Here is a 21,698-nt window from a genome sequence, read left to right as displayed (position 1 = left end):
TGGCGGGTATCCCTAGGGCGTGTAGAAGGTCGGCGACCCCGGACCCACGGGCAGGCCCGCCACGAAGGTCCAGAGGTAGAAAAACAGGCTCCAGGCGGTGATGAAGAAGATGGTGTAGGGCAGCATCATCGCGATCATCGTGCCGACGCCCAGGTCCTTCTGGTAGCGCGTGGCCCAGGCCAGGATCAGCCCGAAATAGCTCATCATCGGGGTGATGATGTTGGTGGTGCTGTCGCCGATCCGGTAGGCCGCCTGGATCGCTTCGGGCGCATAGCCGATCAGCATCAGCATGGGCACGAAGATCGGCGCGGTCACCGCCCACTGCGCCGATGCCGAACCCAGCGACAGGTTGATGATCGCGCAGATCAGGATGAAGGCGAAGAAGACTACCGGCCCGGTCATCCCGCTTTCGACGAGGAAGTTCGCCCCCGTCACCGCCGTGATCGCACCGAGGTTGGTCCAGCCGAAGAAGGCCACGAACTGCGCCGCGAAGAACACCAGCACGATGTAGAGGCCCAGCGCCGAGATGGCGCCGGACATGGCGTCGATCAGGTCTCGGTCGTTCTTCAGCGATCCGGTGGCGCGGCCATAGGCATAGCCGATGGCGACGAAGAAGATGAAGATCCACACCACGAAGCCGTCGAAGAAGGGGGAATCCATGCGGTCCCCCGTGTCGGCATTGCGCAGCACGCCCCATTCGGGAACCAGCGTCAGCGCCATCAGGCCCAGCACGCCCAGCAATGCCAGCCCGGCCCAGCGCAGGCCCTTGCGTTCGCTGTCCTCCAGCGGCTTCATCATGCCGTCGTCGAGGATGGTCGGATCCGCCTTGCTGGCGTCGTAGGGGCCCAGCTTCGGCTCGACGATGTAGATCGACACCAGCGAGCCGATGGCTGCGATCAGGAAGGTGCTGGCGAACATGAAGTACCAGTTGGCGGTCGCCAGCACGGTGTAGTCGGGATCGATCAGCTGCGCGGCTTCCTGCGTGATGCCCGCCAGCAGCGGGTCGATCGTGCCGATCAGCAGGTTGGCGCTGTAGCCGCCGGAAACACCTGCGAAGGCCGCCGCCATGCCTGCCAGCGGGTGGCGTCCCAGCGCGTAATAGATCGCGCCGCCCAGCGGGATCAGCACGACATAGCCCACCTCGCTGGCGGTGTTCGAGATGATCCCGGCGAAGACGATGGCCACGGTCACCAGCTTGGGCGGGGCGTTCAGCACCATGGCGCGCACGGCGGCCGACAGCAGGCCGGATTTCTCCGCCACGCCCACGCCCAGCATGGCCACCAGCACCACGCCCAGCGGGGCGAAGCCGGTGAAGTTGTCGACCAGGCCGGTGAAGATGCGGCGCAGTCCGTCCCCGTCCATCAGGCTGACGGCGCGGATCATGCCGTCCTCCGCCACGCCGGAGGCACCGGCCGGGCGGGGATCGGACACGGCCACGCCCATCCACCCCAGCAGGCCCGACAGCAGGACGATTCCCAGCGCCAGCAGGGCGAACAGCGTCACCGGATGCGGCAGCAGGTTGCCCAGCCATTCCACGCCGTCGAGGAAGCGCGTGAAGGCATTGCGCTTGCCTTGCTGGTGTTCGGCGGTGGGGGTGGGGAATTCGGTCATTTGGCTGGCCTCATTGGTCAGGTCGGAATGTTGCAAGTGCAAGTGCCTAGCGTTATCTGCACCTTTCTCAATAGGGCCGGATGACCGTGGCCTGACTGGCGGCAAGTCTCTTGCCATGCCGGTTGGAAGTACTAGCCTTGCCGCCCATGGGCTCGCTCGTTCCGGACCGCCGCGCGGTCATCGTCTCCGTAATCATCGCCATAGTCGCCGTCGGCGTGCTGCTGGCCATGGATCGCCCGCCGATCTGCGAGTGCGGCTATGTCAAGTTGTGGCACGGCAAGATCAACGATGCGGGCAACAGCCAGCACATCGCCGACTGGTACACGCCCAGCCACATTATCCACGGCATGGTCTTCTACGCCCTCGGCTGGTGGGCGTTGGTCCGGCGCGGGTGGGGCGGAAAGAACGCACCGCGCTGGGGCCTCGCACTGGCGGTGGTGCTGGAAGCCGGGTGGGAAGTTCTCGAGAATACCGAGATCGTCATCAACCGCTTCCGCTCGGTAACGGCCAACTACGGCTATTCAGGCGACAGCGTGCTCAACTCCGCCGCCGACATCGGCTGGATGGCCTTCGGCTTCTGGCTGGCCCTGCGCCTGCCGGTGAGAGTGACCGTCGGGCTGGCCCTGTTGGGAGAGATCGTGGCCGGGCTGGTGGTGCGCGACAACCTCACGCTCAACGTCATCATGTTGATCTTCCCGATCGAGGCCATTGCCGAATGGCAGGCGGCGGGCGGGGTGCAGTAGCAGGGCTGGACCGCGCCAACCTGAAGGTCTATCGCATGTCCATCCCCGGGGAGCCGCTTGGCTGAGAGGGAGGTTTCGCACCCTCCGACCCGTTGAACCTGAACCCGTTAGCACGGGCGGAGGGAAGGGCCGGTCACCACCGCCCGAAGTCCCGCACCGCCCGGAAGAGAGGACTTCACATGGCCGACATCAACTCGCAATTCGAAATCGGCGTTACCACCGGCCCGATTCGCGGCAGCCGCAAGGTCCACGTCGGCAAGCACAATGTCGCCATGCGCGAGATCGACCTCGAACCGAGTTCGGGCGAGCCGCCGGTGCGTGTCTATGACACCTCCGGCCCCTATACCGATCCCAATGCTCAGATCGACATTGCCGCCGGCCTGCCGCAGCTGCGCCGCCAGTGGCAGCTCGATCGCGGCGACGTGGAGGAATATGCCGCCCGCGAGGTGAAGCCGGAAGACAACGGCCAGCTCGGCCCGGACCGGTCCGGCGGCGTCCCCGCGTTCCCCAACGTCACCAAGACGGTCTACCGCGCCAAGCCGGGCAAGAATCTTAGCCAGATGCACTATGCCCGCCGCGGCATCATCACGCCGGAGATGGAATACGTCGCCGAGCGCGAGAACCTCGGCCGCGAGAAGCTGCGCGAATACGACCGCGACGGCGGCCAGTCGTGGGGCGCGGAAATCCCCGACTACGTGACGCCGGAATTCGTCCGCGACGAAGTGGCGCGGGGGCGGGCGATCATCCCCTCCAACGTCAACCACCCCGAGGCCGAGCCGATGGCCATCGGGCGCAACTTCCTCGTCAAGATCAACGCCAATATCGGCAACTCCGCCGTGGCATCGGATGTCGCGAACGAGGTGGACAAGATGGTCTGGTCGATCCGCTGGGGTGCGGACACCGTGATGGACCTTTCCACCGGTCGCAACATCCACGACACCCGCGAGTGGATCATCCGCAACAGCCCCGTTCCGATCGGCACCGTGCCGATCTACCAGGCGCTGGAGAAGGTCGGCGGCGTCGCCGAGGACCTGACCTGGGAAGTGTTCCGCGATACCCTCATCGAACAAGCCGAACAGGGCGTCGACTACTTCACCATCCACGCCGGCGTGCGCCTGCCCTATGTGCCCATGGCGGCCAAGCGCGTGACCGGCATCGTGTCGCGCGGTGGCTCGATCATGGCGAAATGGTGCCTTGCGCACCACAAGGAGAGCTTCCTCTACGAGAAGTTCGACGAGATCACCGAGATCATGAAGGCCTACGACGTCGCCTATTCGCTGGGTGACGGCCTGCGCCCCGGCTCCATCGCGGACGCCAACGACGAGGCGCAGTTCGCCGAGCTCTACACGCTGGGCGAGCTGACCCACCGCGCGTGGAAGGAAGACGTGCAGGTGATGATCGAAGGGCCGGGCCACGTGCCCATGCACAAGATCAAGGAGAACATGGACAAGCAGCTGGAAGTCTGCGGCGAAGCCCCGTTCTACACCCTCGGCCCGCTCGTTACCGACATTGCGCCGGGTTACGACCACATCACCAGCGGCATCGGAGCGGCGCAGATCGGCTGGTACGGCACGGCCATGCTTTGCTACGTCACGCCCAAGGAACACCTCGGCCTGCCCGACCGCGACGATGTGAAAGTGGGCGTCATCACCTACAAGCTGGCCGCCCATGCAGCAGACCTCGCCAAGGGCCACCCGGCCAGCAAGGTGCGCGACGACGCGCTGTCAAAAGCGCGCTTCGAATTCCGCTGGCGCGACCAGTTCAACCTGTCGCTCGACCCCGACACGGCCGAGCAATACCATGACCAGACCCTGCCCGCCGAAGGCGCCAAGACCGCGCACTTCTGCTCTATGTGCGGTCCGAAATTCTGCTCGATGAAGATCAGCCAGGAAGTGCGCGATTTCGCCTCGAAACAGAATTCCGATCCCGACAGCTTCCTCGAAGCCACCGCATCGGGTGCCGAAACTGCCGAGGCGAGCCGCCAGGCCGCGCTGAAGGGGATGGAGGAGATGAGCGCTAAATATCGCGAAGTCGGTGATCTCTACATGCCGGCCGAGGAGGCCGGGACCGCCACGGATTAGCCCCCGCCGATTTGCAGGCAGCCTTGCGTTTCCCTACCCTGCGTATCGAAACACTCGATACTTGGGGGGATTACCATGATTGTTCGTTCATTCGCACCCGCGTTGGTGCCTGCTCTTGCGCCCGCTCTCATATTGGCCCTGGCGGCTTGCGGCGGCAGTGAGACGGCGGGCGAGAGCGGCGCCGAGACCGCGACGGCCGATGCCGACAGCGGGAATGAGGTTGCCACCATCGGCACGATCGAGGCGACCATCAATGGAGAAGCCTACAGCTTCGCCGTCCCCGCCGACCGCGGCGCGGAAGAACGCGAAATTTCGGGCATACCCTCGCTCAACCTGACGGGCATGACGCGGCAGGACGATGGCTCGCTCGGCATGCCCTACATCACGATCACGGTGCAGGGTGGCGCGGTGGCGATCCAGAACGTCACCATCCATGACGGCTCGATGATGCACCAGCTCGAAAGCACGAGCATGGGCGGCAGCAGCGTGACCTTCGACACCCGCGAGGCCGGCGGACCCTACGCAGGCAGCTTCTCCGCCACGCTGGAACGCCTCGACGCCGATAGCATGCCGGAGGATGCGGAGGTGCTGTTCACCGGCCCGGTCGAGGTGAGCGGGACGTTTTCGGTGGAGTGAGGGGCGGAGCCTGGCTGGGTGCGGATTGCACCGGAGGACGTGTTCAGGCCTGAAGGCGAGCCTTGAAGAGTGAACCGCGCCGCGCGCCGGGGAGCAGCCGCCAGTCAGCGGGATTTATCGCAGCCCCACCAGGACCCGGTCCAGCGCCTGCAGGAAGCGCGAGCGATCGGCCTTGCTGAACGGGGGCGGGCCGCCCCCCGTGCCGTCCATCCCGGCGCGCAGGTCTGCAAGGATGGCGCGAGTGGCAATCGCATTGCCGATGCTGGCGGCGTCGAACGTGCTGCCGTCGTGTTTCAGCACGACAGCGCCCGCCTTGAGGCAGCGTTCGGCCAGCAGGATGTCTCCGGTCACGACAACGCTGCGCGGACCGGCGTTTTCCGCGATCCAGTCGTCCGCCGCGTCAAAACTGTCGTCCACCACCACGCGTTTGACCCGCTCGCTCACCGGCACGCGGAAGGGGCTGTTGCTGACGACGCGGACATGCGCCCGGAAGCGCTCGGCCACGCGGTATACTTCCTCTTTCACCGGGCAGGCATCGGCATCGACGAGCACGGTGACGGGGGGATTGCCAGTCGGGTTCTCCGGCGGATTATCGGGCGGGGCTTGGGACATCGGCATGCATTGTAGCATTGCTTGTCACCAGCCTGTCACCCGTAAAGGCCTAGCCGTTCTTCATGTTCTCCAGACCCTTGATCGCACCGGGCTTCAGGCTGGGTTGGCTGGCGTTCTTTTTGGGCCCCTTGTCCGCCTTGGGTTTGCGGTTTTCGCGGCTCTTCTTCATCTGGCCCTTGGCCATGGTCTTTTCCAATCGGGGCGGAATGCCCCGGCGACGACGATAGGCCTGTTCCGGGGGAATAGCGCGCTAATTCGGTCCCCGTCGCGGGGCGGGAGGCGCAGGGCCTTGCCCCGCACCCGCCGCGAGGCCACATAAGCCCCATGTCCGCCGACTGCTGTTCCGCCAAGTCCAGTGAACTGGAAAAGCTCGCCCGCCAGACCGAGCAGCGGCGTGTGCTGGTCATCGTGCTCGTGATCAACGCGGTCATGTTCGTGCTCGAATTCGGGGCGGGCATTATTGCGGGGTCGGCGGCGCTGATGGCCGATGCCTCTGACATGCTGGGCGATGCGCTGGTCTATGCGGTCAGCCTCTATGCCCTTGCCCGGTCGGACCGGTGGAAGGCCGGCGTGGCCATGTTGAAAGGGCTGGTGATCCTGGCGCTAGGCGTGGGAATCGCGATCAACGTGGTAGCCAAGATCCAGAGCGGTGTGCCGCCAAGCTCCACGCTGATGCTGGTGTTCGGTGCACTGGCGCTCGCCGCCAATCTTTACTGTTTCCGGCTGCTCACCCGTTTCCGTCACCAGGACGTGAACATGGCGAGCACCTGGGAATGCTCGCGCAACGACCTCATCAACAATTGCGGCGTGCTGCTGGCCGCGGCGCTGGTCTGGTGGCTTGCGTCGCCCTGGCCCGACGTGATCATCGGATCGCTGATGGCGCTGGTGTTCCTGCGCTCGGCCCTGCGGGTGATCGCCGAGGCCGCCCCGCAACTGCGGTCTGCCTGAGCGCTTTCCCGGGCTCGGTTCGCCGTGCCCGGATCCTGCGCATGAGCAGCGAGAGACCTCCCCCTTCCGCCGGTCGGTAAATCGTTAGACCTCCCCCTTCCGCCGGTCGGTAAATCGTTGCTCTTGCCCCGGGGCCGCGTTCCACCTGTTCCATATTGGCGAGCCGCAAGGGCGGGATACCGCCTTTGGACTCATATCCCTTCGTCCGTGTCGCAATGCCCGTCCGGCGCGCCCATGTTCGATAGTGGACGGGAATACGAATGAAGTTTTCGAAAGGACGACCATGTTCCGCAAGATTATGATTCCGCTCATGGCGGGTACCGCTCTCTCGCTCTCGGCCTGCGCCGATGCAGCGGACCAGGCCGCCGACGGTGATTCCGCCATGGCCGATGCCAGCTCGGTCGAAGAAGCCACGCCCGATATCGTCGGCGTCGCTTCGGGCAATGCCGACTTCTCCACGCTGGTTGCTGCGGTACAGGCCGCCGGCCTCGTCGAGACGCTGCAGGGCGATGGCCCGTTCACCGTCTTTGCGCCCAACAATGCCGCCTTCGACGCGCTGCCCGAGGGCACGGTGGAAACCCTTACCACCGAAGAAACCGGGATGCTCGGCTCCATCCTCACCTACCACGTGGTGGCGGGCGAGCTGATGGCGGCGGACGTGCTGTCGGCTATCGAGGCTGCCGGTGATGAAGGCCTGGCTGTCGAGACCGTCAACGGTGGCACGTTGACCGCCACGCTGGTGGACGGTTCCGTGGTGCTCACCGATGCTAACGGCGGCACCGCCACCGTGATCGCGACCGACGTGGACGCGTCGAACGGCGTGATCCACGTGATCGATACCGTGCTGATGCCCGCCTGATCCTGGGCTGACCGGCAACAATTGACAGGCGCGGCGTCCCCCCTTGGCGCCCTGTGTGCCTGTTGGCGAGAGGCGGGCCTCCTTCCAGGCCCGCCTTTTTCGCGTCTCCGGGTGAGGGGGCATGGACGGGGCGCTTCGCCTGACTCGCCAGCTCGGCGGAGGATGGCGCCGTAATTGCTTTCCCGCCGTTTTAGGCCTATAGGACACCTCAGCTACCAGTCGAAATCGACGGTCGAAGCACTGCCCGCGCCGGTCCAGCCGCGCGATGTGCCGCCTCCATCCATTCCGCCTCTTCAGCCGCAGCTTGCCGCGTCCGGTGGGCTTGCACTTTGCCAGCCGCAGGGCCTCCGAAGGAATGACCGATGGACCTCAACCAGCTTCTCGCCAACCACCGGCGGGCCCTGCACAACCAGCGCAGCGCTTGCAGCCTGCAGGATCGCAATACCTATTTCGACCTCGTCGGGTATTACGCGGAACGCATCCACAAGCACCGGCTCGCGACCGGTCTGCCGCACCATTCCTTGCCCAACGACGGACGTTCGCCGCAGGAATGATTAGCCAAGCGGTGACAAACCGGCTAGGGCGCACCTGCTGAACGTCGATATTTGCGACGGACTTCGAAATTTGCCGACCGCCGCTTGCCCGACAAAGGCCCCGGCGCAAACCAGACGACGACTTCCCTTTCGATGACGATTTGACGCACGACCATGCCGCATGTCGCGGCAGGGTAATACACATGTTCTCGAAAGGAACTCGATCATGGCCAAAGTTGGCTCCGTAAAATTCTTCAATGCAGACAAGGGCTACGGCTTCATCCAGCCCGACGACGGCTCGGCTGACAGCTTCGTCCACATCAGCGCAGTGCAGGCCGCCGGCATGCAGACGCTCGATAAGGAACAGCGCCTCAACTACGACGTCGAGATGGGCCGCAACGGCAAGGAAAGCGCCGTCAACCTTTCGGCTGCGGACTAATCCGCGCCGCTGTGTGCCTCCCGCCGCCTTTTCGGTGGCGGGAGGCGTGCAGGCCATTTCACGCGAGCGGGAGAAGACCCATCGCCCAGACATTCTCATTCTACAATGCCCGCGCCGACGAAGCTGCGGTGGAGGCCGGGAAGGCCACGCTCGACAACGTGCGCGACCGTGCCTTGCGCGCCGAACGTACCTGGCGCAGCCTGGCAGACCAGGCCCAGAAGGTTGAAGACGACCGCGCCAAGGCGAAGGTCGAACGGCAGGAGCGGCTCGACCGCGAGGCACTGGAAGCCGACGAAGCTGCCGAAACAGAAGCCGCGGCAAGGATCGCGCAGGAGGGCTAGGGCCCTGCCGAGCACATTGCGCTCTTCAACAACAAAACGCCCGGCAGCCTCAGCCACCGGGCGCACTTTGCAGGCCTGTCGGGAGAGGACGCCTGCAGTGTGTTCTGCTTATGCGGCTTCGCGAGCCGCCTGCACGGCCGGCAGCAACAGGCTGATCATCTGCACATAGGTTTCAGCGGCAAAGGATCCGACCGAGATCAGGTCGGCCCAGTCATCGTGACGGCTGTCACGCGTCCCGCCGGCCATGGCCGGGGTGGCAGCGGTAGTCATGGTGATCGCGATCAGCGCGGTAGCAATTGCCTTCTTCATCTCGGGTCTCCTTCAAGGTCTCATCTGCTTGATCTGACGAGACCTTGATGGCGCAATTGCGCTCCCGATTCTGTGCTGTGCATCACCAGGGCGGCTTTTCTGGTGCGTCTAGTCCAGTTCCAGCGCCAGCGAGACGTTGATCGAGCGCGAGGTGGCGACCTTGTGGCTCTCCTCAACCAAGACCATTTGCGGCTCCACGGTCACGCGGGCCGGCTCTCCAAGGTCAAGCGGAGCGGGGGCCAGTGCTGCGGCGGCACGGCTCTCCACCTCTTGCTCAGCCCAGCGCGATTCCATCGCGGCCAGGTCCGCCTCGTAGCGCGCTTCTCGGGCTTGCGCTGCGCGCCAGCGATCGGCCTCCCGGCCACGCATGGCCAGTTCGTGCACTTCGACGCGCCCCTCGGGAGTTTCCATCGCATAGTGATCGGACAAGCGCGCGCGGGTTTGCGGCGCGGCGTCAGCGGCAGTGACCGGCGAGCCGGAGGGTACGCTGCTGACCCTCTCCGGGGCGAGCGGGGTGGTGTTGAGGGACATGCCGGCGACGGCGCCGGCAACCGGCACAAGCGCGCAGGCACCCAGAATCCAGGGCGAGACTTTCATGGACTGCTCCGTGTCGAAATCAGGTCTGTTGGATCAACGACCCTGACCGCCCGGAGGTTCCGGAACGGTGGCTTAATTGTTTGGAGCCAGGTGTCCCTGCGGCACGAGTTTCTCCACCAGCGCACGCCAGTAGGAAGTCGAGTGCTTCCGCGCCCGCTACTATGGCCGGAAGCTTTGAAAAACCACAAAATTAGGTAGTGTGCGAATGCTAGCGCCGCCTGCCGCGCCCGCGGCCCTGGCCTGCCGGATCGGCATGGCGGCCGCTGTCGTTGTCGGTCACCCCGCGACCACGGCCATTGCCCGCCGGGTCGGCGTATTGCCCCGCATCGCTGTCGGTAACGCCGGAGCGGTAATTGCCGCCGCGGCCTCGCCCGTTGCCGGCGGGATCCGCGTACTGGCCGGCGTCGCTGTCGGTGACGCCAGACTGGTAATTGCCGCCACGGCCGCGTCCGTTTCCTGCCGGGTCCGCGTATTGGCCGGCATCGCTGTCAGTGTAGCCCGAGTTGTAATTGCCGCGCCCGCGGCCATTGCCAGCGGGGTCAGAATAGGCGCCGCTGTCGGCGTCGGTAATACCGGAGTTGTAGTAGCCGCCCTGGCCGTTTCCTGCCGGGTCGGCATAGGCGCCGCTGTCACTGTCGGTCAGGCCGGTGTTGGAATAGCCGTTGGCGCGGCCGCGTCCGTAACCTGGCGGATCGGCATAGGCCCCGGCATCGGCGTCGGTGTAGCCCCCCATCGTGGTGCAGCCCGACAGGCCGGTTCCGACGGCAGCGGCACCCGCGACGCGGGCAAGGAACGAACGGCGGCTTGTGCGATATGTGCGTTTCATGACCAGGTCCTCCCCTGTCAGGTTGGTCAGGTCACAAGCTGTCACGCTTTCCTTGAACGCATTCCGAACGCTGCTGTTGTCAGCCGTTCAGGGAAACTTCCGGTCTGAGCCAGTGGTCACGCCGGCCTTTTCCAGCTCCGGGCCGAGCCTTCCGGTCAGCCACAGGCCGAACATGCGGAAATCGGCGGCGAGGCTCCAGACCGGGTAGGTGAAGGTGGCCGGGCGGTTCTTCTCGACCGTGAAGTGGGCGAGCCAGGCAAAGAAGTAGCCGCAGAGAGGCATGGCCAAGAGGAACCACCAGCGGCCCGTCGCCAGGGCGAAGATCGCGACCGCGATCACCAGCGCGGTACCGACATAGTGCAAGCCGCGCGTTACCGGCAGCGCGTGTTCGCGCAGGTAGAAGGGCCAGAACTCGGCAAAGGTGGCATAGCGTTCGCTCATCGCGGGGATGCTGCGCCAATGGGACCTAGGGCGCAAGAGCAGGTCTCAAACGAGGATCGCACCGGCTCCGGGGAAGGGGTCGGTGCGATCTACCGCCATGCCTGGCGTTACCCGCTGTCCGGCGGGCTCGAGGAGCGGGCGCTATTTCGCGTCGCCGTTCCATTGCATTCGCTACGAAAAATGGCATGCTCCCGCCCGCCGGCATTGGCCAGCATTTTGGTGCAGGACGTGTCAGGTTTGCGTCAGGGTGCCGCGCCATGGAACAACGGGGGCAGGATAGCGGTTCCAGACTTAGAGGAGATAGAACCATGGTTCACATTGTCCCGAAAACCGCCGCAGCCGCGCTCTGCAGCGCCTTGGCCCTGACCGCCTGCACCCCGGTGGACCGCGCCGAGACCGACGCGCAGGATCCGGCGCTGGCCAACCTCGATACCAGTCGCGCCTGCTTCTTCACGCGCGAGATCAACGGCTTTTCCAATGCCCCCAACGGGCCGCACGGCCGCGACCGGCTCTATGTCAGCACCGGCGTGCGCGAACAGTGGTTGCTGGAAACGCGCGGCGCCTGCCCGGAACTCGACTTCAGCATGCAGGTCGGCTTCGACACGCGTGGCCGCACTTCGATGTGCACGGGCGACCTGGAGACGCTGGTGGTGCCCGATCGCGTCCGCGGAACCGTCGATCGCTGCCCGGTAGAAGTGCTGGGCCGGGTGATCGAGCAGGACGACGAAGCGGAGGACTAGGGCGCCTAGCGCTTCCTTACGAACTCTGCGCGTAGCACCAGGCCCTTGATGCCGGGGTACTTGCAGTCGATCTCCTGCGCATCGCCCGTCAGGCGGATCGACTTGATCAGCGTACCCTGCTTCAGCGTCTGGCCCGCGCCCTTGACCTCGAGGTCCTTGACCAGCGTCACCTGGTCACCGTCGGCCAGCAGGTTGCCCACCGCATCGCGCACTTCGACCGTGTCGGCAGCGGCCTGCTTGGCGTCGAACTCCGACTGCGGCATCCATTCGCCGCTCTCTTCGTCGTAGACGTATTCTTCATCGCTGGCGGACATCGTCGCGGTCTCCGGATCGGATAGGTGTGCTGGCGCGCTAGCGCATGCCTAGTGCTTGATCCAGCTTTTCGCCTCTTCGAGTTCGGCCAGCGGGAAAATCCCCAGCTCGTAAGGCAGGATCGGCTGGAACAGCCTGGCCGTCTTGATCATCCAGCCGATGTCGGTCACCAGGGCGATGCGGCTGAAGTCGGTCATGTGGCGCAGGTCGAACTTGGTGTCCTCCCAGGCGGCGCCGCCGGAGAAGGTCGCATAGTCGTCATCGAGCACCAGCAGGCACTTCAGCTTGTCGTGCTGGGCGAGCTTTTCCTGCATCAGCGGGATCAGCATGTCGCGGTAGTCATCGGCGGTGATCACGCCCACCACGCGCAGGGCGATGACGTCGCTCGGCAGGCCATCGATCGGTTCGAAGCGGCCCGGATCGTCGCCTTCGGCGCGGGCCCATTCCTTGGCTTCCTCGAGTTTGGCGGAGGGGAAGCGGCGCACCGTGGCCTCGACAAAGCGGTTGGCGATCTCGGGCGCGACCGACAGCAGCGGTGAATCGCCCACGATCGCCACCTTGCGCACCAACTGGTGGTGCTGCTGCACGAAATGGAAGTGCCGGGTGAGCGCGCCGATGGAGTCCCAATAGGGCAGCTTGTCCACGCAGATCACCAGCGCCGGCACGCTGTCGGTGGTGTTGATATGGTTGTCGATGGCTCCGGCGAGCCCGGTAAAATCCGCCTCGCTCAGTGCGCCCTGGGGGGAGATGACGGCCAATTGCGGGTCGGAAAGGTCAAGGTCGATCATGGTCAGTTCCTTTCGGCTATGACGCAACTCTCCCCGATAACGCCGGGCCAGTCATTGCGATCCGTCAATTCCGCGGCGCAAGCGGTGTTGGACATGTCCAGGCAACAGGCGTAACTCCCCGGTCAGGGTCGACTCCAAAGGGGAGGGGAGACCTATGTCACACAATCCAAAACTGACGCGGCGCGCGTTCACCGCCGGGGCCCTGGCCAGTGCTGCTGTCGGGCAAGGCGCGCTCGCGCAGGTATCGCAGACGCCGATGTCGGTGATCGGGCCGTTCTATCCTTCAGGCTATCGCGGCGAGACCGACGCGGACCTGACGCGCATCGCCGGCCATGCCGAGCGGGCCCAGGGGCAGATCATCGAGGTGATGGGCCGGGTGCGCGATCGCTTCGGCAACCCGATCAACGGGGCGCGACTGGATATCTGGCAGGCCAATACGCACGGCCGTTATGACCATCCGCAGGACAGTTCGGACTATCCGCTCGATCCCAATTTCCAGGGCTTCGCCAGCATTCATACCGGCACCGATGGCGGCTGGTCGATGACCACGGTCAAGCCCGGCGGATATGGCCAGGGCAGCGACCGGCGCACGCCGCATATCCATGTCGACGTGGTCGGGGTCGATTCCCGCAAGATCCTGCAGATGTACTTTCCCGAAGAGGCGGAGGCCAACGCGGCGGACCAGCTTTACAGTTATCTCAGCAATGCGGCGCCGCGCTCGACGGCCACCGCGCTGGGCGACAACCGCTACAGCTGGGATATCGTCCTGATCGAAGGCTAGCGGCTTCGGTCGTTTCGTGCGGCGATGCCTTGCGCTATGGCCTCCGGGCAATCCATTGACGGAGGCGAGAGTGAATCGTGCGGCAATCTTAGCGGCAATCCCGGCACTGCTGACCCTGTCCGCCTGCCAGCAAGGCGAAGATGCGGGCAATGTCCCCGGCGATGCTTCGGACACCCACGCCTTCGACGGGATCGGCGAGCACGACGTGGTCCGCTTCACCGGCACCGAGCCGTTCTGGGGCGGGCAGGTGGCGGGCACCAGCCTGACCTATTCGACGCCCGAGAATATCGACGGCGAGACGATCACCGTCACCCGCTTTGCCGGGCGCGGCGGGTTGTCTTTCAGTGGCAACCTCGACGGGCGGCCGCTCGACCTGGCGATCACGCCGGGCGACTGCTCGGACGGCATGAGCGACCGCAGCTACCCCTTTGTCGCCACGCTGCAGCTGGGTAGCGAGCAGCGAAATGGCTGCGCCTGGCGCGAAGGTATCGACGACCTCGGGCCGCAGCCCTAGGCCGCACGATCAATAGACGCCGGGCGTCTCGTGGTGGGCCACGGTGCTCGGGCGTTCGGGCTGCAGCAGCTGCGGGCCAAGCGACTGCGTGGTCGCGGGGCCGCCCAGGATCGGGGTGCAGGTACGCCCGGCGAGGAAGTCCAGCGCGGTGGCCAGCATGGCCTCGTCCGGATCGCCGAAATCGTGGAAGATGTCGTCGTTGGCGCGGCACGAATTGGGCACCGTCGCGGCGAGGCCGTTGAAGTATTCACCCAGCCCGTCGGCATTCTCCAGCTTGATGGTGACGATCCGCAGGCGGTCATCGCAGGCCGTCAGGTCGAAGGCCGACTGGCCTACCGGCTTGCCGAAGGTGTTCTGCCCGACAATGGCAAGATTGGTGTCGATATAGGGCTGCATACCGTTGATCAGGGCTTCCGACGCCGAGGCCGAACCGCTGGTGGTGATGAAGGCCACGCGCGTCGGCGCGATGGATGCGCTGTTCGGCTGGAAAAGGTAGGTCTCGTTGTTCGATGCCTTGGAGGCGCGGAAGGCGATCGTCTCGAATACCTGCCCGCCAAGGTTGCGCGCCATCAGGTCGGCAAAGGCCTCGTTCACGTTGATGCCGCCGCCGCCGTTGTAGCGCAGGTCGATCACCAGTTCGGTGACGCCCGCGGCGCGGAAGTCGGCGAAGGCAGCCTGCAGGTCGGCGATGGCCGGGTTGATGAAGTTGGTCAGGCGGATGTAGCCCACCTGCTTGCCGCCATCGTTGATGATCTGCGCGCCGTAACGCGGGACCGGATCGAGGTCGTATTCCGCCTTCACCAGGTTGACTTCGCGCCGCACGGCGCTGGCGTCGATCACGTCGAGCACGCGGGAGACGCCGGGGTCGGAGGGGCCAAGCGCGTCGATCACCGCTTGCGGGCCGCCGGTGGCCATCAGGCTGTTGACCGTGACGAGGTTGCTGGCAGTCGTGCCGATGGCGATGATTTCCGTGCCGCGTTCGAGGTTGGCGCCCAGCGCCGGCGTGTCGTCGAAGGTTTCGGCCAGGAAGACCCGGCGGTTGGTGGTGTCGTAGATCAGGCGGAAGCCGAAGCCCGCGCTGGCACCGCCGTTGAAGAAGGCGTTCTCCTCGGCAATCGACGTGATGTAACTGAAGAAGCGGTCCTTGTTCTGGGCGCGGGCAGGCGCCACCAGCGCGTCGATATAGGACTGCACGTCGTTGTAGGAGCTGCGGTTGACGCCGGTCGCGAGCAGGTCGGGGAAGAGGTACCATTCCTGCAGCACGTCGTTGGCGAACTGCTGGCGGTTGGCAAGCGAACAGGTCGAAGTTGTCGGGGTGGGCGTCGGGGTCGGCCCGGTCGTCGCCGTGGGGGAGGGCGTGCCGCCGCCACCGCACGAAGCCACCATCGCGGCGCAAGCAATGGAAAGTACAAGCTTCGAAGTGCGCATGGAAATATCCCGATGTTTGAGCGCCTTGAGGCGGCCTTCTCTGTAATGGCAGGCCTAACCCTCCGGCCCCCTACTGGCAAGCGGGCATGGCCGCTCTCCACCGCCCGGAAGCGGCCAGGGACAAGTGCCAGATGCAATCCTTCGACAGCCTGAACGGTTCACGCCCTTGAAAAGCCGTTCCGCAACCGGCACATGGCAGCCTCTTTATACGGATAGGCAGGAGTACAAGGACCCGTCATGGCAGATTCGATTCCCGGTTGGCTGGCAAATGCACTTGGCGAAGTGCGCGCGGGCCATGCAGGACTGGTTGCTGCGCGGGTCGGGTCCGAAGCTGCCTTGGGCAAGGGCGGCTTCAAGCTGACCTCCGCCGCTTTCGATCATGGCGGCGATCTCGATCCCTGCTTCACCGCTGACGAGGAAGACGCCGTCGCCCCGCCGCTGGAATGGACTGCCCCGCCCCCGGGCACGCAGGAACTGGTGCTGGTGGTGGAGGATCCCGATGCTCGCGACAAGAAGGCCGGGGGCGACAAGCCGTTCTGTCACTGGCTGGTCTGGGGCCTGCCGGGACAGAAGGGCATGATCCTCGAAGGCGAAGCCCCGCCGCGCGTGGGCAAGAACAGCTTCGGCAATTCCGAATGGCTGCTGCCCGATCCGCCGACGGGGGCCGCTCCGCATGACTACGTATTCCAGCTCTTCGCCCTGGACCTGCCGCTGGTGCAGATGCCGGGCGCGACGCTGGATGAACTCGAATCGGAAATGCAGGGCCACGTAATGGGAATGGCGCTGCTGACCGCAAGATATGCCCGCGAAGAAGGCGGGGATTACGACTGGGACGAGGAAGACGGGGCCGATTGAAGGGTGCTAGACCTTCGCCCAGCTATTTGACTGAAAGGACCAATTGAAATGGCTGCCAAGAATAACGCGCTCAACAAGCCGGTGAACCTTTCGCCCGCTCTGGAAGCAGTGATCGGCAAGGGCCCGATGACCCGTGCGCAGGTTACCAGCAAGGTGTGGGAACACATCAAGGCCAACAACCTGCAGGATTCGAAGGACAAGCGCCAGATCAACCCCGACGCCAAGCTGGGCGCGGTGATCGGCAATGACCAGATCTCGATGTTCAAGATGACGGCTGCGGTCTCCAAGCACCTCAGCTAAGCCATCCGCGCCATCCGGCGCTGGAACACGAACGGGCGGGGAGCTTCGCGCTCCCCGCCCGTTTTTGTTTGCGCGTGCGCGATTTTTGGCATGGCTCCAAGGGGGCTTGGCAAATCGTTCTTGGCATTGCAGTATCGAATTTCGGACAAAATCAACGGGGCACGAAGTCCCGACCGAGGGGATGATCGATATGGCCAAGCAGTTCCGCCTGCTCGTTGCTTCCATGTGCCTGCCTGCCACTGCCTTGCTCGGCATGACCGCCGGTGCAAATGCGCAGGATCGCTGGTCTGATCCGGCCACATGGCCTTCGGGCGAAGTGCCCGGTGATGGCGATGCCGTTACCATTGATCGCGGCATGGACGTGGTGCTCGACGTCGACGGGCTGTCGCTGCGCAGCCTGACGATCCAGGGCAAGCTCAGCTTTCCCGATGATCGCGACATCAGCCTGGCTTCCGAATGGATCTACGTCCCCGGCGGCGAGCTGGAGATCGGCACGGCGGACGATCCCTATACCCATAACGCCGCCATTACCCTGACCGACAATGTGCCGGGTGAAGACCTCAACACCATGGGCGACCGCGGCATCATGCTGATGAACGGTACGCTCAACCTGCATGGCGACCGCGAACACACCTGGACCCAGCTGGCCGCCACGGCTCCGGCAGGCGCGACGCAGATCGAAGTGCTCGACGCGGGCGACTGGCGCGTGGGCGACGAGATCGTGCTGGCCTCCACCGACTTCAATCCGCGGCAGGCCGAGCGGCGCCACATCACCGCGATCAGCGGCAACCGCCTGACGCTGGATAGCCCGCTGGAACACATGCATTTCGGCGAGATCACCTTCGGCGTGGACGAGCGCGGCGAAGTGGGCCTGCTCACGCGCAATATCCGCATCCAGGCATCCGAAGACGCGGACGAGAACTATTTCGGCGGGCACATCATGGCGATGGCGGGTTCCGAAATGTACGTTTCGGGCATCGAGCTGAGCCGCATGGGCCAGCACATGAACCTGGCGCGCTATCCCATCCACTGGCACCTGATCGGCGAGGGAGCGGGGCAGTACATCCGCAATGCCGCGATCCACGATACCTACAGCCGCTGCGTCACGGTGCACGGCACCAACAACCTGAGCATCGAAAACAACGTGACCTACAATACCGTGGGCCACTGCTTCTTCCTCGAAGACGGGATCGAAACGGGCAACCAGTTCGTCCGCAATCTGGGCATCCAGACCAAGTGTCACCCGACCATGGACTGCGACCCCACCAACCTGACGCTGCCGCACCAGGGCACCGACGGGCAGCGGGCGGACAATATCCTGATCCCCTCGGACAACACCGCCTCGACCTTCTGGATTACCAATCCCGACAACGTCTACCGCGACAACGTGGCGGCGGGTTCGGACCAGATCGGGTTCTGGATCGCCTTGCCGGTCCACCCGACCGGCCAGTTCGAAGGCACCGAGATCAGTGCCCGCACCTGGCCGCGCCGGACGGCCTTGCGCGAATTCAGCGGCAACCGCGCGCACTCCAACTTCGACGGGCTGATGTTCGACCGCGGCCCCAACCCGGAAGGCTTCTTCACCATCGGCGGCGGGGCGCACATCAGCCGTGCCGATCCGGGCGACGAGAATAGCGCAGTCGTACCCTCGGTGGTTAGCGACTACACCGCCTACAAGAACCGCAACGGCGGGATCTGGGGACGCGGCGAGTACCACCTGTTCACGAACCTGCGGATGGCGGACAATGCCATCGGCTTTACCCATGCCGCCGGCTCGCCCGGTATCGCGCCCTATACCTCGCGGGTGGAGAATTCGCTGTTCGTGGGTGAGAGCGACAACGTGGGCAATCCCTCGCGGCCGGAAGAGATCGCCTATGGCCGCAGCCTGCCAGCCGCCGCTGCCGACTTCCCGATCCGCGGCTACGAATACTACGACTACCTGCACGAGGTGGTGAACACGAGGTTCGTCAATTACCAGCCCAACGAACAGCGCGATGCAGGGGCCCTGTCCTACCTGCTCTATACCAGCTTCGGCATGAGCACGCGCAACTCGGTCGAGAACGTCGAGTTCGTCAATTCGCAGCCGGTCAGTTTCCCGCGGATCGACCGCCGCTGGGCTTCCGACTGGGGACTGCGCTCGGCCTATCGCAGCGCCACGATCTTCGACAGCGACGGCTCCATCACCGGCAGGCCCGGCGCGACCGTGGTGATCGACAACGGCATCGCCACCCACGAGGACGAGTGTGAAATCGTGTCCAACTGGGGCGCGGCGATCTGCATGGGCGACATTGGTCGCCTCAACATCAATGGCGACATGTTCACCTTCGGTGCGCCGACCGTCATCGACCCGATCATCCTCGATCGCGATGGCAGCCGCTTCGAATACAACCAGGAAACCACCATCGCCAGCGGCTCGCAGCTGCGCGTGGAAACCGCTCGTGACGAGCTGACCCTGTCGCTGCGCGAGATGGACGAGGGCGGCTTCCTCCTGCTCGAACTGCCGGGGTTCACCATGGCCAGCGGCGGCATGCAGGCCGCCAGCCTCGACGCCTTGCGCGCCGCTGACGAGAACGCCTGGTTCCGTGACGAAGGCAGCCTGTGGGTCAAGCTGGTGGTCGATGATGCCACCCCCGATGGCGAAGTCGTCGTTCAGGTGGGCCAGTTGCGCGCCCAGACCACCATCGAAGTGAGCCGCGGGGAGCCGGAGGAAATGCGCGGGGGCTAACCCCTCGTGCGTTCTTCGCATATCCGAACATTTCGCATTTCCGGATAATTGACTTGCCGCCGCCTGCGCCCACATGGCAAAGTGGCAGCAAGACATAAGCCGGGCGATTCAACGCGCCCGTGGAAGAGGAAAGGCACGATCCCATGGCCACTATCGTTGGCGGCGTCGCCACGTCGCACACCCCCACCATCGCTTTCGCCAAGGACGGCGGCAAGCAGGACGATCCCGTGTGGAAGCCGATCTTCGAAGGCTATGAGCCGGTGCAGGAGTGGTTCCGCGAGAAGCAGCCCGACGTGCTGGTCTACATCTACAACGACCACATGACCTCGTTCTTCGACCACTACAGCCACTTCGCGCTGGGCGTGGGCGAGGAGTTCAAGGCAGCCGACGAAGGCGGCGGGCCGCGCGACATCCCGGCGATAAAGGGCGATCCCAAGTTCGCCGAACATGTCGCCAAGGTGATGGTCGCCAATGAATTCGACCTGTCCTATTTCCAGGGCAAGGGGCTGGACCACGGCGCCTTCTCGCCGCTGTCGGTCATGGTCGACTACGACGATGCCAACGGCTGGGCCTGCAAGCTGCTGCCGGTGGTCTGCGGCGTGCTCACCGTGCCGCTGCCCTCTGCGCGCCGGTTCTACAAGTTCGGCAAGAGCCTGCGGCAGGCGATCCTTTCCTACCCGGAGGACATCAAGGTCGCCATCGCCGGTACCGGCGGCCTGTCGCACCAGGTCCACGGTGAAGGCTGCGGCTTCAACAATCCCGAATGGGACCACCAGTTCATGGAAATGCTGGAGAAGGACCCCGAGGCCCTGCTCGACTACCCCATCGCCAAGCTCGCCGAGCTGGGCGGCTGGGAAGGCGCAGAGGTGGTCATGTGGTTGATGATGCGCGGCGCGCTGTCGGCGGACGTCGAAGCCACCCACAAGACCTATTTCCTCCCCTCGATGTGCCCCATCGCCACGATGATCTTCGAGGAACGCCGTTCCGACGCGCCGGTCGAGCCGCCGGAAAAGACGCTCGAGCGGATCAACTGGGACTATGACGGCGCGGAGAAGATGGAGGGCACCTATCCCTTCACCATCGAGCGCAGCGTGAAAGGCTTTCGCCTCAACCACTTCCTGCATTCGCTGACCGATCCGGCAATGCGCAAGCTCTTCCGTGAAGACGAGGAAGCCGCCTACGAAAAGGGCGGCCTGACCGAGGAAGAAAAGCGCCTGGTGCGCGAACGCGACTGGATCGGCATGATCCACTACGGCGTGATCTTCTTCATGCTGGAAAAGCTCGGCGCGGTCACCGGCATCGGCAACATCGACATCTATGCCGCGATGAAGGGCATGACCGTCCCGGAATTCCAGAAGACCCGCAACGCGCAGATCAATTACGGCGTGGCGGGCAAGGAAGACTAGGCGCCGCCGCGCCTGCGAAACGGCCAGTCAATCACCCGCCCGGTCCACAGCGCCAGCCAGATGATCACCGGCTGGGCGATCATGCGCGGGACGTGGTAGGCCAGCCCCCAGCCGCCGTCCTCGCGCGCCATGTCCATCAGCATGTGGTTCACGTTGGCGGGCCAGACGCACAGGGCATAGAGCGCGAGGCCGATCGCGCCCGCTTGCCGCAACCTTGCCGATAACGGCTGGGCCAGCGCTGCCGCGCCGGCGAGTTCGGCAATGCCAGTCCACCAGATCACCTGCTCGGGGAAGGGTACCCACGCGGGCATGATCTGCAGGAAAGGCTCCGGCCCTGCCAGGTGGCGGTAACCGGCATAGGCGTAGAAAATCGCCAGGACGAAGCGGAGAGCCGTGCGGATCATGCCTCGGGATACCAGCCCGGCGGGGCGAGGGTGAAGCCGGAGAACTCGAAACCGGGCGAGACCACGCAGGAAACCAGCGTGTAGTCGTACTCACCCGGCAGCGGTTCGGCGGCTTGCCAGTCACCGGCACGGATGACGTAGTGCGCGAGGTCTCCGCCTGCCAGATCAGGGCCGAGCCGTAGGCGCACCACCTTGGGATTGGCCGGGTCGCTGATCGACAGTTGCAGCGGATTGCCTCCGTGCCACAACCAGATTTCCGCCGCGTCGACGTGGTGCCAGTGCGATTCTTGGCCGCTTTCGAGCAGGAAATGGATCAGGGTCGCGCTCGCCCGTTCACCCTCGGCCGCATTCGCGCGCCAGGTCTCGCGGAACCAGCCACCTTCGGGATGTCGGGTCAATTCGAGCTTGTCGATCAGGTCGCGGGCAGTGGTCATATGGCCAGCAGTCTTGCCACGCGGGCATGCTGGTG

General features: G+C 64.8%; 27 protein-coding genes and 1 riboswitch. Of the genes, 15 read left to right on the top strand and 12 right to left on the bottom strand.

The annotated features are described in order from the left end of the window. Positions 1 to 12 precede the first annotated feature (12 nt). The gene (locus AAEO60_RS11285; RefSeq protein ID WP_341673814.1) at positions 13 to 1,611 is read right to left on the bottom strand and encodes an AbgT family transporter; all 1,599 of its coding nucleotides are present in this window, start codon (positions 1,609 to 1,611) and stop codon (positions 13 to 15) included. 146 nt (positions 1,612 to 1,757) lie between these two features. On the opposite strand from AAEO60_RS11285, the gene AAEO60_RS11280 reads away from it, so the two are divergent. From AAEO60_RS11280 to AAEO60_RS11270, 3 genes are all read left to right on the top strand, one after another. Continuing rightward, positions 1,758 to 2,354 (top strand): DUF2585 domain-containing protein, encoded by a 597-nt coding sequence (locus AAEO60_RS11280; RefSeq protein WP_341673813.1) that lies wholly within the window; start codon positions 1,758 to 1,760, stop codon positions 2,352 to 2,354. A 36-nt stretch (positions 2,355 to 2,390) separates the two neighbouring features. After that, positions 2,391 to 2,496, top strand: a riboswitch (TPP riboswitch). Positions 2,497 to 2,533: 37 nt separating this feature from the next. Then, positions 2,534 to 4,435 (top strand): phosphomethylpyrimidine synthase ThiC, encoded by a 1,902-nt coding sequence (gene thiC / locus AAEO60_RS11275; protein ID WP_341673812.1) that lies wholly within the window; start codon positions 2,534 to 2,536, stop codon positions 4,433 to 4,435. A gap of 75 nt (positions 4,436 to 4,510) precedes the next feature. Then, complete coding sequence (locus AAEO60_RS11270; RefSeq protein ID WP_341673811.1) at positions 4,511 to 5,071, top strand: hypothetical protein; 561 nt, start codon at positions 4,511 to 4,513, stop codon at positions 5,069 to 5,071. Between the two features lie 114 nt (positions 5,072 to 5,185). Here the strand turns inward: AAEO60_RS11270 and AAEO60_RS11265 are convergent, their stop codons facing one another. Both AAEO60_RS11265 and AAEO60_RS11260 read right to left on the bottom strand, forming a co-directional pair. Further along, the gene (locus tag AAEO60_RS11265; protein WP_341674680.1) at positions 5,186 to 5,683 is read right to left on the bottom strand and encodes a YaiI/YqxD family protein; all 498 of its coding nucleotides are present in this window, start codon (positions 5,681 to 5,683) and stop codon (positions 5,186 to 5,188) included. Positions 5,684 to 5,732: 49 nt separating this feature from the next. Further along, the gene (locus AAEO60_RS11260) at positions 5,733 to 5,867 is read right to left on the bottom strand and encodes a hypothetical protein (RefSeq protein ID WP_341673810.1); all 135 of its coding nucleotides are present in this window, start codon (positions 5,865 to 5,867) and stop codon (positions 5,733 to 5,735) included. Positions 5,868 to 6,007: 140 nt separating this feature from the next. Here AAEO60_RS11260 and AAEO60_RS11255 point away from each other — a divergent pair, with 140 nt between their 5' ends. The 5 genes from AAEO60_RS11255 to AAEO60_RS11235 all read left to right on the top strand — a co-directional run bounded on the left by AAEO60_RS11255 (position 6,008) and on the right by AAEO60_RS11235 (position 8,803). After that, positions 6,008 to 6,631: a cation efflux transmembrane domain-containing protein gene (locus AAEO60_RS11255; protein ID WP_341673809.1), complete on the top strand. Its 624-nt coding sequence runs from the start codon at positions 6,008 to 6,010 to the stop codon at positions 6,629 to 6,631. A gap of 283 nt (positions 6,632 to 6,914) precedes the next feature. Continuing rightward, positions 6,915 to 7,490 carry a fasciclin domain-containing protein gene (locus tag AAEO60_RS11250; protein WP_341673808.1) on the top strand — a complete coding sequence of 192 codons (576 nt, stop codon included), beginning with the start codon at positions 6,915 to 6,917 and terminating at the stop codon, positions 7,488 to 7,490. Between the two features lie 362 nt (positions 7,491 to 7,852). Next, on the top strand, positions 7,853 to 8,044 hold the full coding sequence (locus tag AAEO60_RS11245; RefSeq protein ID WP_341673807.1) for a hypothetical protein: 192 nt from the start codon (positions 7,853 to 7,855) through the stop codon (positions 8,042 to 8,044). A gap of 205 nt (positions 8,045 to 8,249) precedes the next feature. Beyond that, entirely contained in the window at positions 8,250 to 8,462 is a 213-nt protein-coding gene (locus AAEO60_RS11240; RefSeq protein ID WP_341673806.1) for a cold-shock protein, read from the top strand. Positions 8,463 to 8,590: 128 nt separating this feature from the next. Further along, the gene (locus AAEO60_RS11235) at positions 8,591 to 8,803 is read left to right on the top strand and encodes a hypothetical protein (protein ID WP_341673805.1); all 213 of its coding nucleotides are present in this window, start codon (positions 8,591 to 8,593) and stop codon (positions 8,801 to 8,803) included. A 108-nt stretch (positions 8,804 to 8,911) separates the two neighbouring features. Here the strand turns inward: AAEO60_RS11235 and AAEO60_RS11230 are convergent, their stop codons facing one another. The 4 genes from AAEO60_RS11230 to AAEO60_RS11215 form a co-directional block, all read right to left on the bottom strand. Continuing rightward, on the bottom strand, positions 8,912 to 9,112 hold the full coding sequence (locus AAEO60_RS11230; RefSeq protein WP_341673804.1) for a hypothetical protein: 201 nt from the start codon (positions 9,110 to 9,112) through the stop codon (positions 8,912 to 8,914). A 108-nt stretch (positions 9,113 to 9,220) separates the two neighbouring features. Then, the gene (locus AAEO60_RS11225) at positions 9,221 to 9,709 is read right to left on the bottom strand and encodes a hypothetical protein (protein WP_341673803.1); all 489 of its coding nucleotides are present in this window, start codon (positions 9,707 to 9,709) and stop codon (positions 9,221 to 9,223) included. Positions 9,710 to 9,917: 208 nt separating this feature from the next. Then, a complete protein-coding gene (locus tag AAEO60_RS11220) occupies positions 9,918 to 10,535 on the bottom strand; it encodes a hypothetical protein (protein WP_341673802.1) in 618 nt (205 codons plus the stop codon). A gap of 87 nt (positions 10,536 to 10,622) precedes the next feature. Further along, positions 10,623 to 10,976 carry an Mpo1-like protein gene (locus tag AAEO60_RS11215; RefSeq protein WP_341673801.1) on the bottom strand — a complete coding sequence of 118 codons (354 nt, stop codon included), beginning with the start codon at positions 10,974 to 10,976 and terminating at the stop codon, positions 10,623 to 10,625. Positions 10,977 to 11,284: 308 nt separating this feature from the next. Between AAEO60_RS11215 and AAEO60_RS11210 the strand changes: the two genes are divergently transcribed. Continuing rightward, on the top strand, positions 11,285 to 11,716 hold the full coding sequence (locus AAEO60_RS11210) for a DUF6491 family protein (protein ID WP_341673800.1): 432 nt from the start codon (positions 11,285 to 11,287) through the stop codon (positions 11,714 to 11,716). Positions 11,717 to 11,721: 5 nt separating this feature from the next. Here AAEO60_RS11210 and AAEO60_RS11205 read toward each other — a convergent pair whose 3' ends face one another. Both AAEO60_RS11205 and AAEO60_RS11200 read right to left on the bottom strand, forming a co-directional pair. Continuing rightward, positions 11,722 to 12,030, bottom strand: a complete 309-nt coding sequence (locus tag AAEO60_RS11205; RefSeq protein WP_341673799.1) for an alkylphosphonate utilization protein — start codon at positions 12,028 to 12,030, stop codon at positions 11,722 to 11,724. Positions 12,031 to 12,078: 48 nt separating this feature from the next. After that, positions 12,079 to 12,816, bottom strand: a complete 738-nt coding sequence (locus AAEO60_RS11200) for a SpoIIAA family protein (protein ID WP_341673798.1) — start codon at positions 12,814 to 12,816, stop codon at positions 12,079 to 12,081. A gap of 154 nt (positions 12,817 to 12,970) precedes the next feature. Between AAEO60_RS11200 and AAEO60_RS11195 the strand changes: the two genes are divergently transcribed. Together AAEO60_RS11195 and AAEO60_RS11190 are read left to right on the top strand one after the other, a co-directional pair. Beyond that, complete coding sequence (locus tag AAEO60_RS11195) at positions 12,971 to 13,597, top strand: dioxygenase family protein (RefSeq protein ID WP_341673797.1); 627 nt, start codon at positions 12,971 to 12,973, stop codon at positions 13,595 to 13,597. A gap of 70 nt (positions 13,598 to 13,667) precedes the next feature. Then, complete coding sequence (locus AAEO60_RS11190) at positions 13,668 to 14,111, top strand: COG3650 family protein (RefSeq protein ID WP_341673796.1); 444 nt, start codon at positions 13,668 to 13,670, stop codon at positions 14,109 to 14,111. 9 nt (positions 14,112 to 14,120) lie between these two features. Here the strand turns inward: AAEO60_RS11190 and AAEO60_RS11185 are convergent, their stop codons facing one another. Continuing rightward, positions 14,121 to 15,539 (bottom strand): S41 family peptidase, encoded by a 1,419-nt coding sequence (locus tag AAEO60_RS11185; protein WP_341673795.1) that lies wholly within the window; start codon positions 15,537 to 15,539, stop codon positions 14,121 to 14,123. A gap of 237 nt (positions 15,540 to 15,776) precedes the next feature. Here AAEO60_RS11185 and AAEO60_RS11180 point away from each other — a divergent pair, with 237 nt between their 5' ends. The 4 genes from AAEO60_RS11180 (at position 15,777) to AAEO60_RS11165 (ending at position 20,825) form a co-directional block, all read left to right on the top strand. Then, positions 15,777 to 16,394, top strand: coding sequence for a YbhB/YbcL family Raf kinase inhibitor-like protein (locus AAEO60_RS11180; protein WP_341673794.1), 618 nt, complete (start codon positions 15,777 to 15,779; stop codon positions 16,392 to 16,394). Positions 16,395 to 16,442: 48 nt separating this feature from the next. Then, positions 16,443 to 16,694, top strand: a complete 252-nt coding sequence (locus AAEO60_RS11175; RefSeq protein ID WP_341673793.1) for an SWIB/MDM2 domain-containing protein — start codon at positions 16,443 to 16,445, stop codon at positions 16,692 to 16,694. Positions 16,695 to 16,884: 190 nt separating this feature from the next. Beyond that, positions 16,885 to 19,419 (top strand): G8 domain-containing protein, encoded by a 2,535-nt coding sequence (locus AAEO60_RS11170; protein WP_341673792.1) that lies wholly within the window; start codon positions 16,885 to 16,887, stop codon positions 19,417 to 19,419. A gap of 143 nt (positions 19,420 to 19,562) precedes the next feature. Further along, complete coding sequence (locus AAEO60_RS11165) at positions 19,563 to 20,825, top strand: gallate dioxygenase (protein WP_341673791.1); 1,263 nt, start codon at positions 19,563 to 19,565, stop codon at positions 20,823 to 20,825. Here the strand turns inward: AAEO60_RS11165 and AAEO60_RS11160 are convergent. Together AAEO60_RS11160 and AAEO60_RS11155 are read right to left on the bottom strand one after the other, a co-directional pair. Beyond that, entirely contained in the window at positions 20,822 to 21,229 is a 408-nt protein-coding gene (locus tag AAEO60_RS11160; RefSeq protein ID WP_341673790.1) for a DoxX family protein, read from the bottom strand. The genes AAEO60_RS11165 and AAEO60_RS11160 overlap by 4 nt on opposite strands. After that, on the bottom strand, positions 21,226 to 21,663 hold the full coding sequence (locus AAEO60_RS11155; RefSeq protein WP_341673789.1) for a cupin domain-containing protein: 438 nt from the start codon (positions 21,661 to 21,663) through the stop codon (positions 21,226 to 21,228). Before AAEO60_RS11155 ends, AAEO60_RS11160 begins: the two co-directional genes overlap by 4 nt. Positions 21,664 to 21,698: the final 35 nt, after the last annotated feature.

The sequence above is a fragment of the Aurantiacibacter gilvus genome (assembly GCF_038289935.1).
Lineage (GTDB): Bacteria > Pseudomonadota > Alphaproteobacteria > Sphingomonadales > Sphingomonadaceae > Alteraurantiacibacter > Alteraurantiacibacter gilvus.
This window is presented reverse-complemented; position numbering and strand designations above follow the sequence as displayed.

Excerpts from the sequence above, each read along its gene's own strand:
- AAEO60_RS11285 (WP_341673814.1), bottom strand. The coding sequence starts at position 1,611 with ATGACCGAATTCCCCACCCCCACCGCCGAACACCAGCAAGGCAAGCGC.
- AAEO60_RS11280 (WP_341673813.1), top strand. The coding sequence starts at position 1,758 with ATGGGCTCGCTCGTTCCGGACCGCCGCGCGGTCATCGTCTCCGTAATC.
- thiC (WP_341673812.1), top strand. The coding sequence starts at position 2,534 with ATGGCCGACATCAACTCGCAATTCGAAATCGGCGTTACCACCGGCCCG.
- AAEO60_RS11270 (WP_341673811.1), top strand. The coding sequence starts at position 4,511 with ATGATTGTTCGTTCATTCGCACCCGCGTTGGTGCCTGCTCTTGCGCCC.
- AAEO60_RS11265 (WP_341674680.1), bottom strand. The coding sequence starts at position 5,683 with ATGTCCCAAGCCCCGCCCGATAATCCGCCGGAGAACCCGACTGGCAAT.
- AAEO60_RS11260 (WP_341673810.1), bottom strand. The coding sequence starts at position 5,867 with ATGGCCAAGGGCCAGATGAAGAAGAGCCGCGAAAACCGCAAACCCAAG.
- AAEO60_RS11255 (WP_341673809.1), top strand. The coding sequence starts at position 6,008 with ATGTCCGCCGACTGCTGTTCCGCCAAGTCCAGTGAACTGGAAAAGCTC.
- AAEO60_RS11250 (WP_341673808.1), top strand. The coding sequence starts at position 6,915 with ATGTTCCGCAAGATTATGATTCCGCTCATGGCGGGTACCGCTCTCTCG.
- AAEO60_RS11245 (WP_341673807.1), top strand. The coding sequence starts at position 7,853 with ATGGACCTCAACCAGCTTCTCGCCAACCACCGGCGGGCCCTGCACAAC.
- AAEO60_RS11240 (WP_341673806.1), top strand. The coding sequence starts at position 8,250 with ATGGCCAAAGTTGGCTCCGTAAAATTCTTCAATGCAGACAAGGGCTAC.
- AAEO60_RS11230 (WP_341673804.1), bottom strand. The coding sequence starts at position 9,112 with ATGAAGAAGGCAATTGCTACCGCGCTGATCGCGATCACCATGACTACC.
- AAEO60_RS11225 (WP_341673803.1), bottom strand. The coding sequence starts at position 9,709 with ATGAAAGTCTCGCCCTGGATTCTGGGTGCCTGCGCGCTTGTGCCGGTT.
- AAEO60_RS11220 (WP_341673802.1), bottom strand. The coding sequence starts at position 10,535 with ATGAAACGCACATATCGCACAAGCCGCCGTTCGTTCCTTGCCCGCGTC.
- AAEO60_RS11215 (WP_341673801.1), bottom strand. The coding sequence starts at position 10,976 with ATGAGCGAACGCTATGCCACCTTTGCCGAGTTCTGGCCCTTCTACCTG.
- AAEO60_RS11210 (WP_341673800.1), top strand. The coding sequence starts at position 11,285 with ATGGTTCACATTGTCCCGAAAACCGCCGCAGCCGCGCTCTGCAGCGCC.
- AAEO60_RS11205 (WP_341673799.1), bottom strand. The coding sequence starts at position 12,030 with ATGTCCGCCAGCGATGAAGAATACGTCTACGACGAAGAGAGCGGCGAA.
- AAEO60_RS11200 (WP_341673798.1), bottom strand. The coding sequence starts at position 12,816 with ATGATCGACCTTGACCTTTCCGACCCGCAATTGGCCGTCATCTCCCCC.
- AAEO60_RS11195 (WP_341673797.1), top strand. The coding sequence starts at position 12,971 with ATGTCACACAATCCAAAACTGACGCGGCGCGCGTTCACCGCCGGGGCC.
- AAEO60_RS11185 (WP_341673795.1), bottom strand. The coding sequence starts at position 15,539 with ATGCGCACTTCGAAGCTTGTACTTTCCATTGCTTGCGCCGCGATGGTG.
- AAEO60_RS11180 (WP_341673794.1), top strand. The coding sequence starts at position 15,777 with ATGGCAGATTCGATTCCCGGTTGGCTGGCAAATGCACTTGGCGAAGTG.
- AAEO60_RS11175 (WP_341673793.1), top strand. The coding sequence starts at position 16,443 with ATGGCTGCCAAGAATAACGCGCTCAACAAGCCGGTGAACCTTTCGCCC.
- AAEO60_RS11170 (WP_341673792.1), top strand. The coding sequence starts at position 16,885 with ATGGCCAAGCAGTTCCGCCTGCTCGTTGCTTCCATGTGCCTGCCTGCC.
- AAEO60_RS11165 (WP_341673791.1), top strand. The coding sequence starts at position 19,563 with ATGGCCACTATCGTTGGCGGCGTCGCCACGTCGCACACCCCCACCATC.
- AAEO60_RS11160 (WP_341673790.1), bottom strand. The coding sequence starts at position 21,229 with ATGATCCGCACGGCTCTCCGCTTCGTCCTGGCGATTTTCTACGCCTAT.
- AAEO60_RS11155 (WP_341673789.1), bottom strand. The coding sequence starts at position 21,663 with ATGACCACTGCCCGCGACCTGATCGACAAGCTCGAATTGACCCGACAT.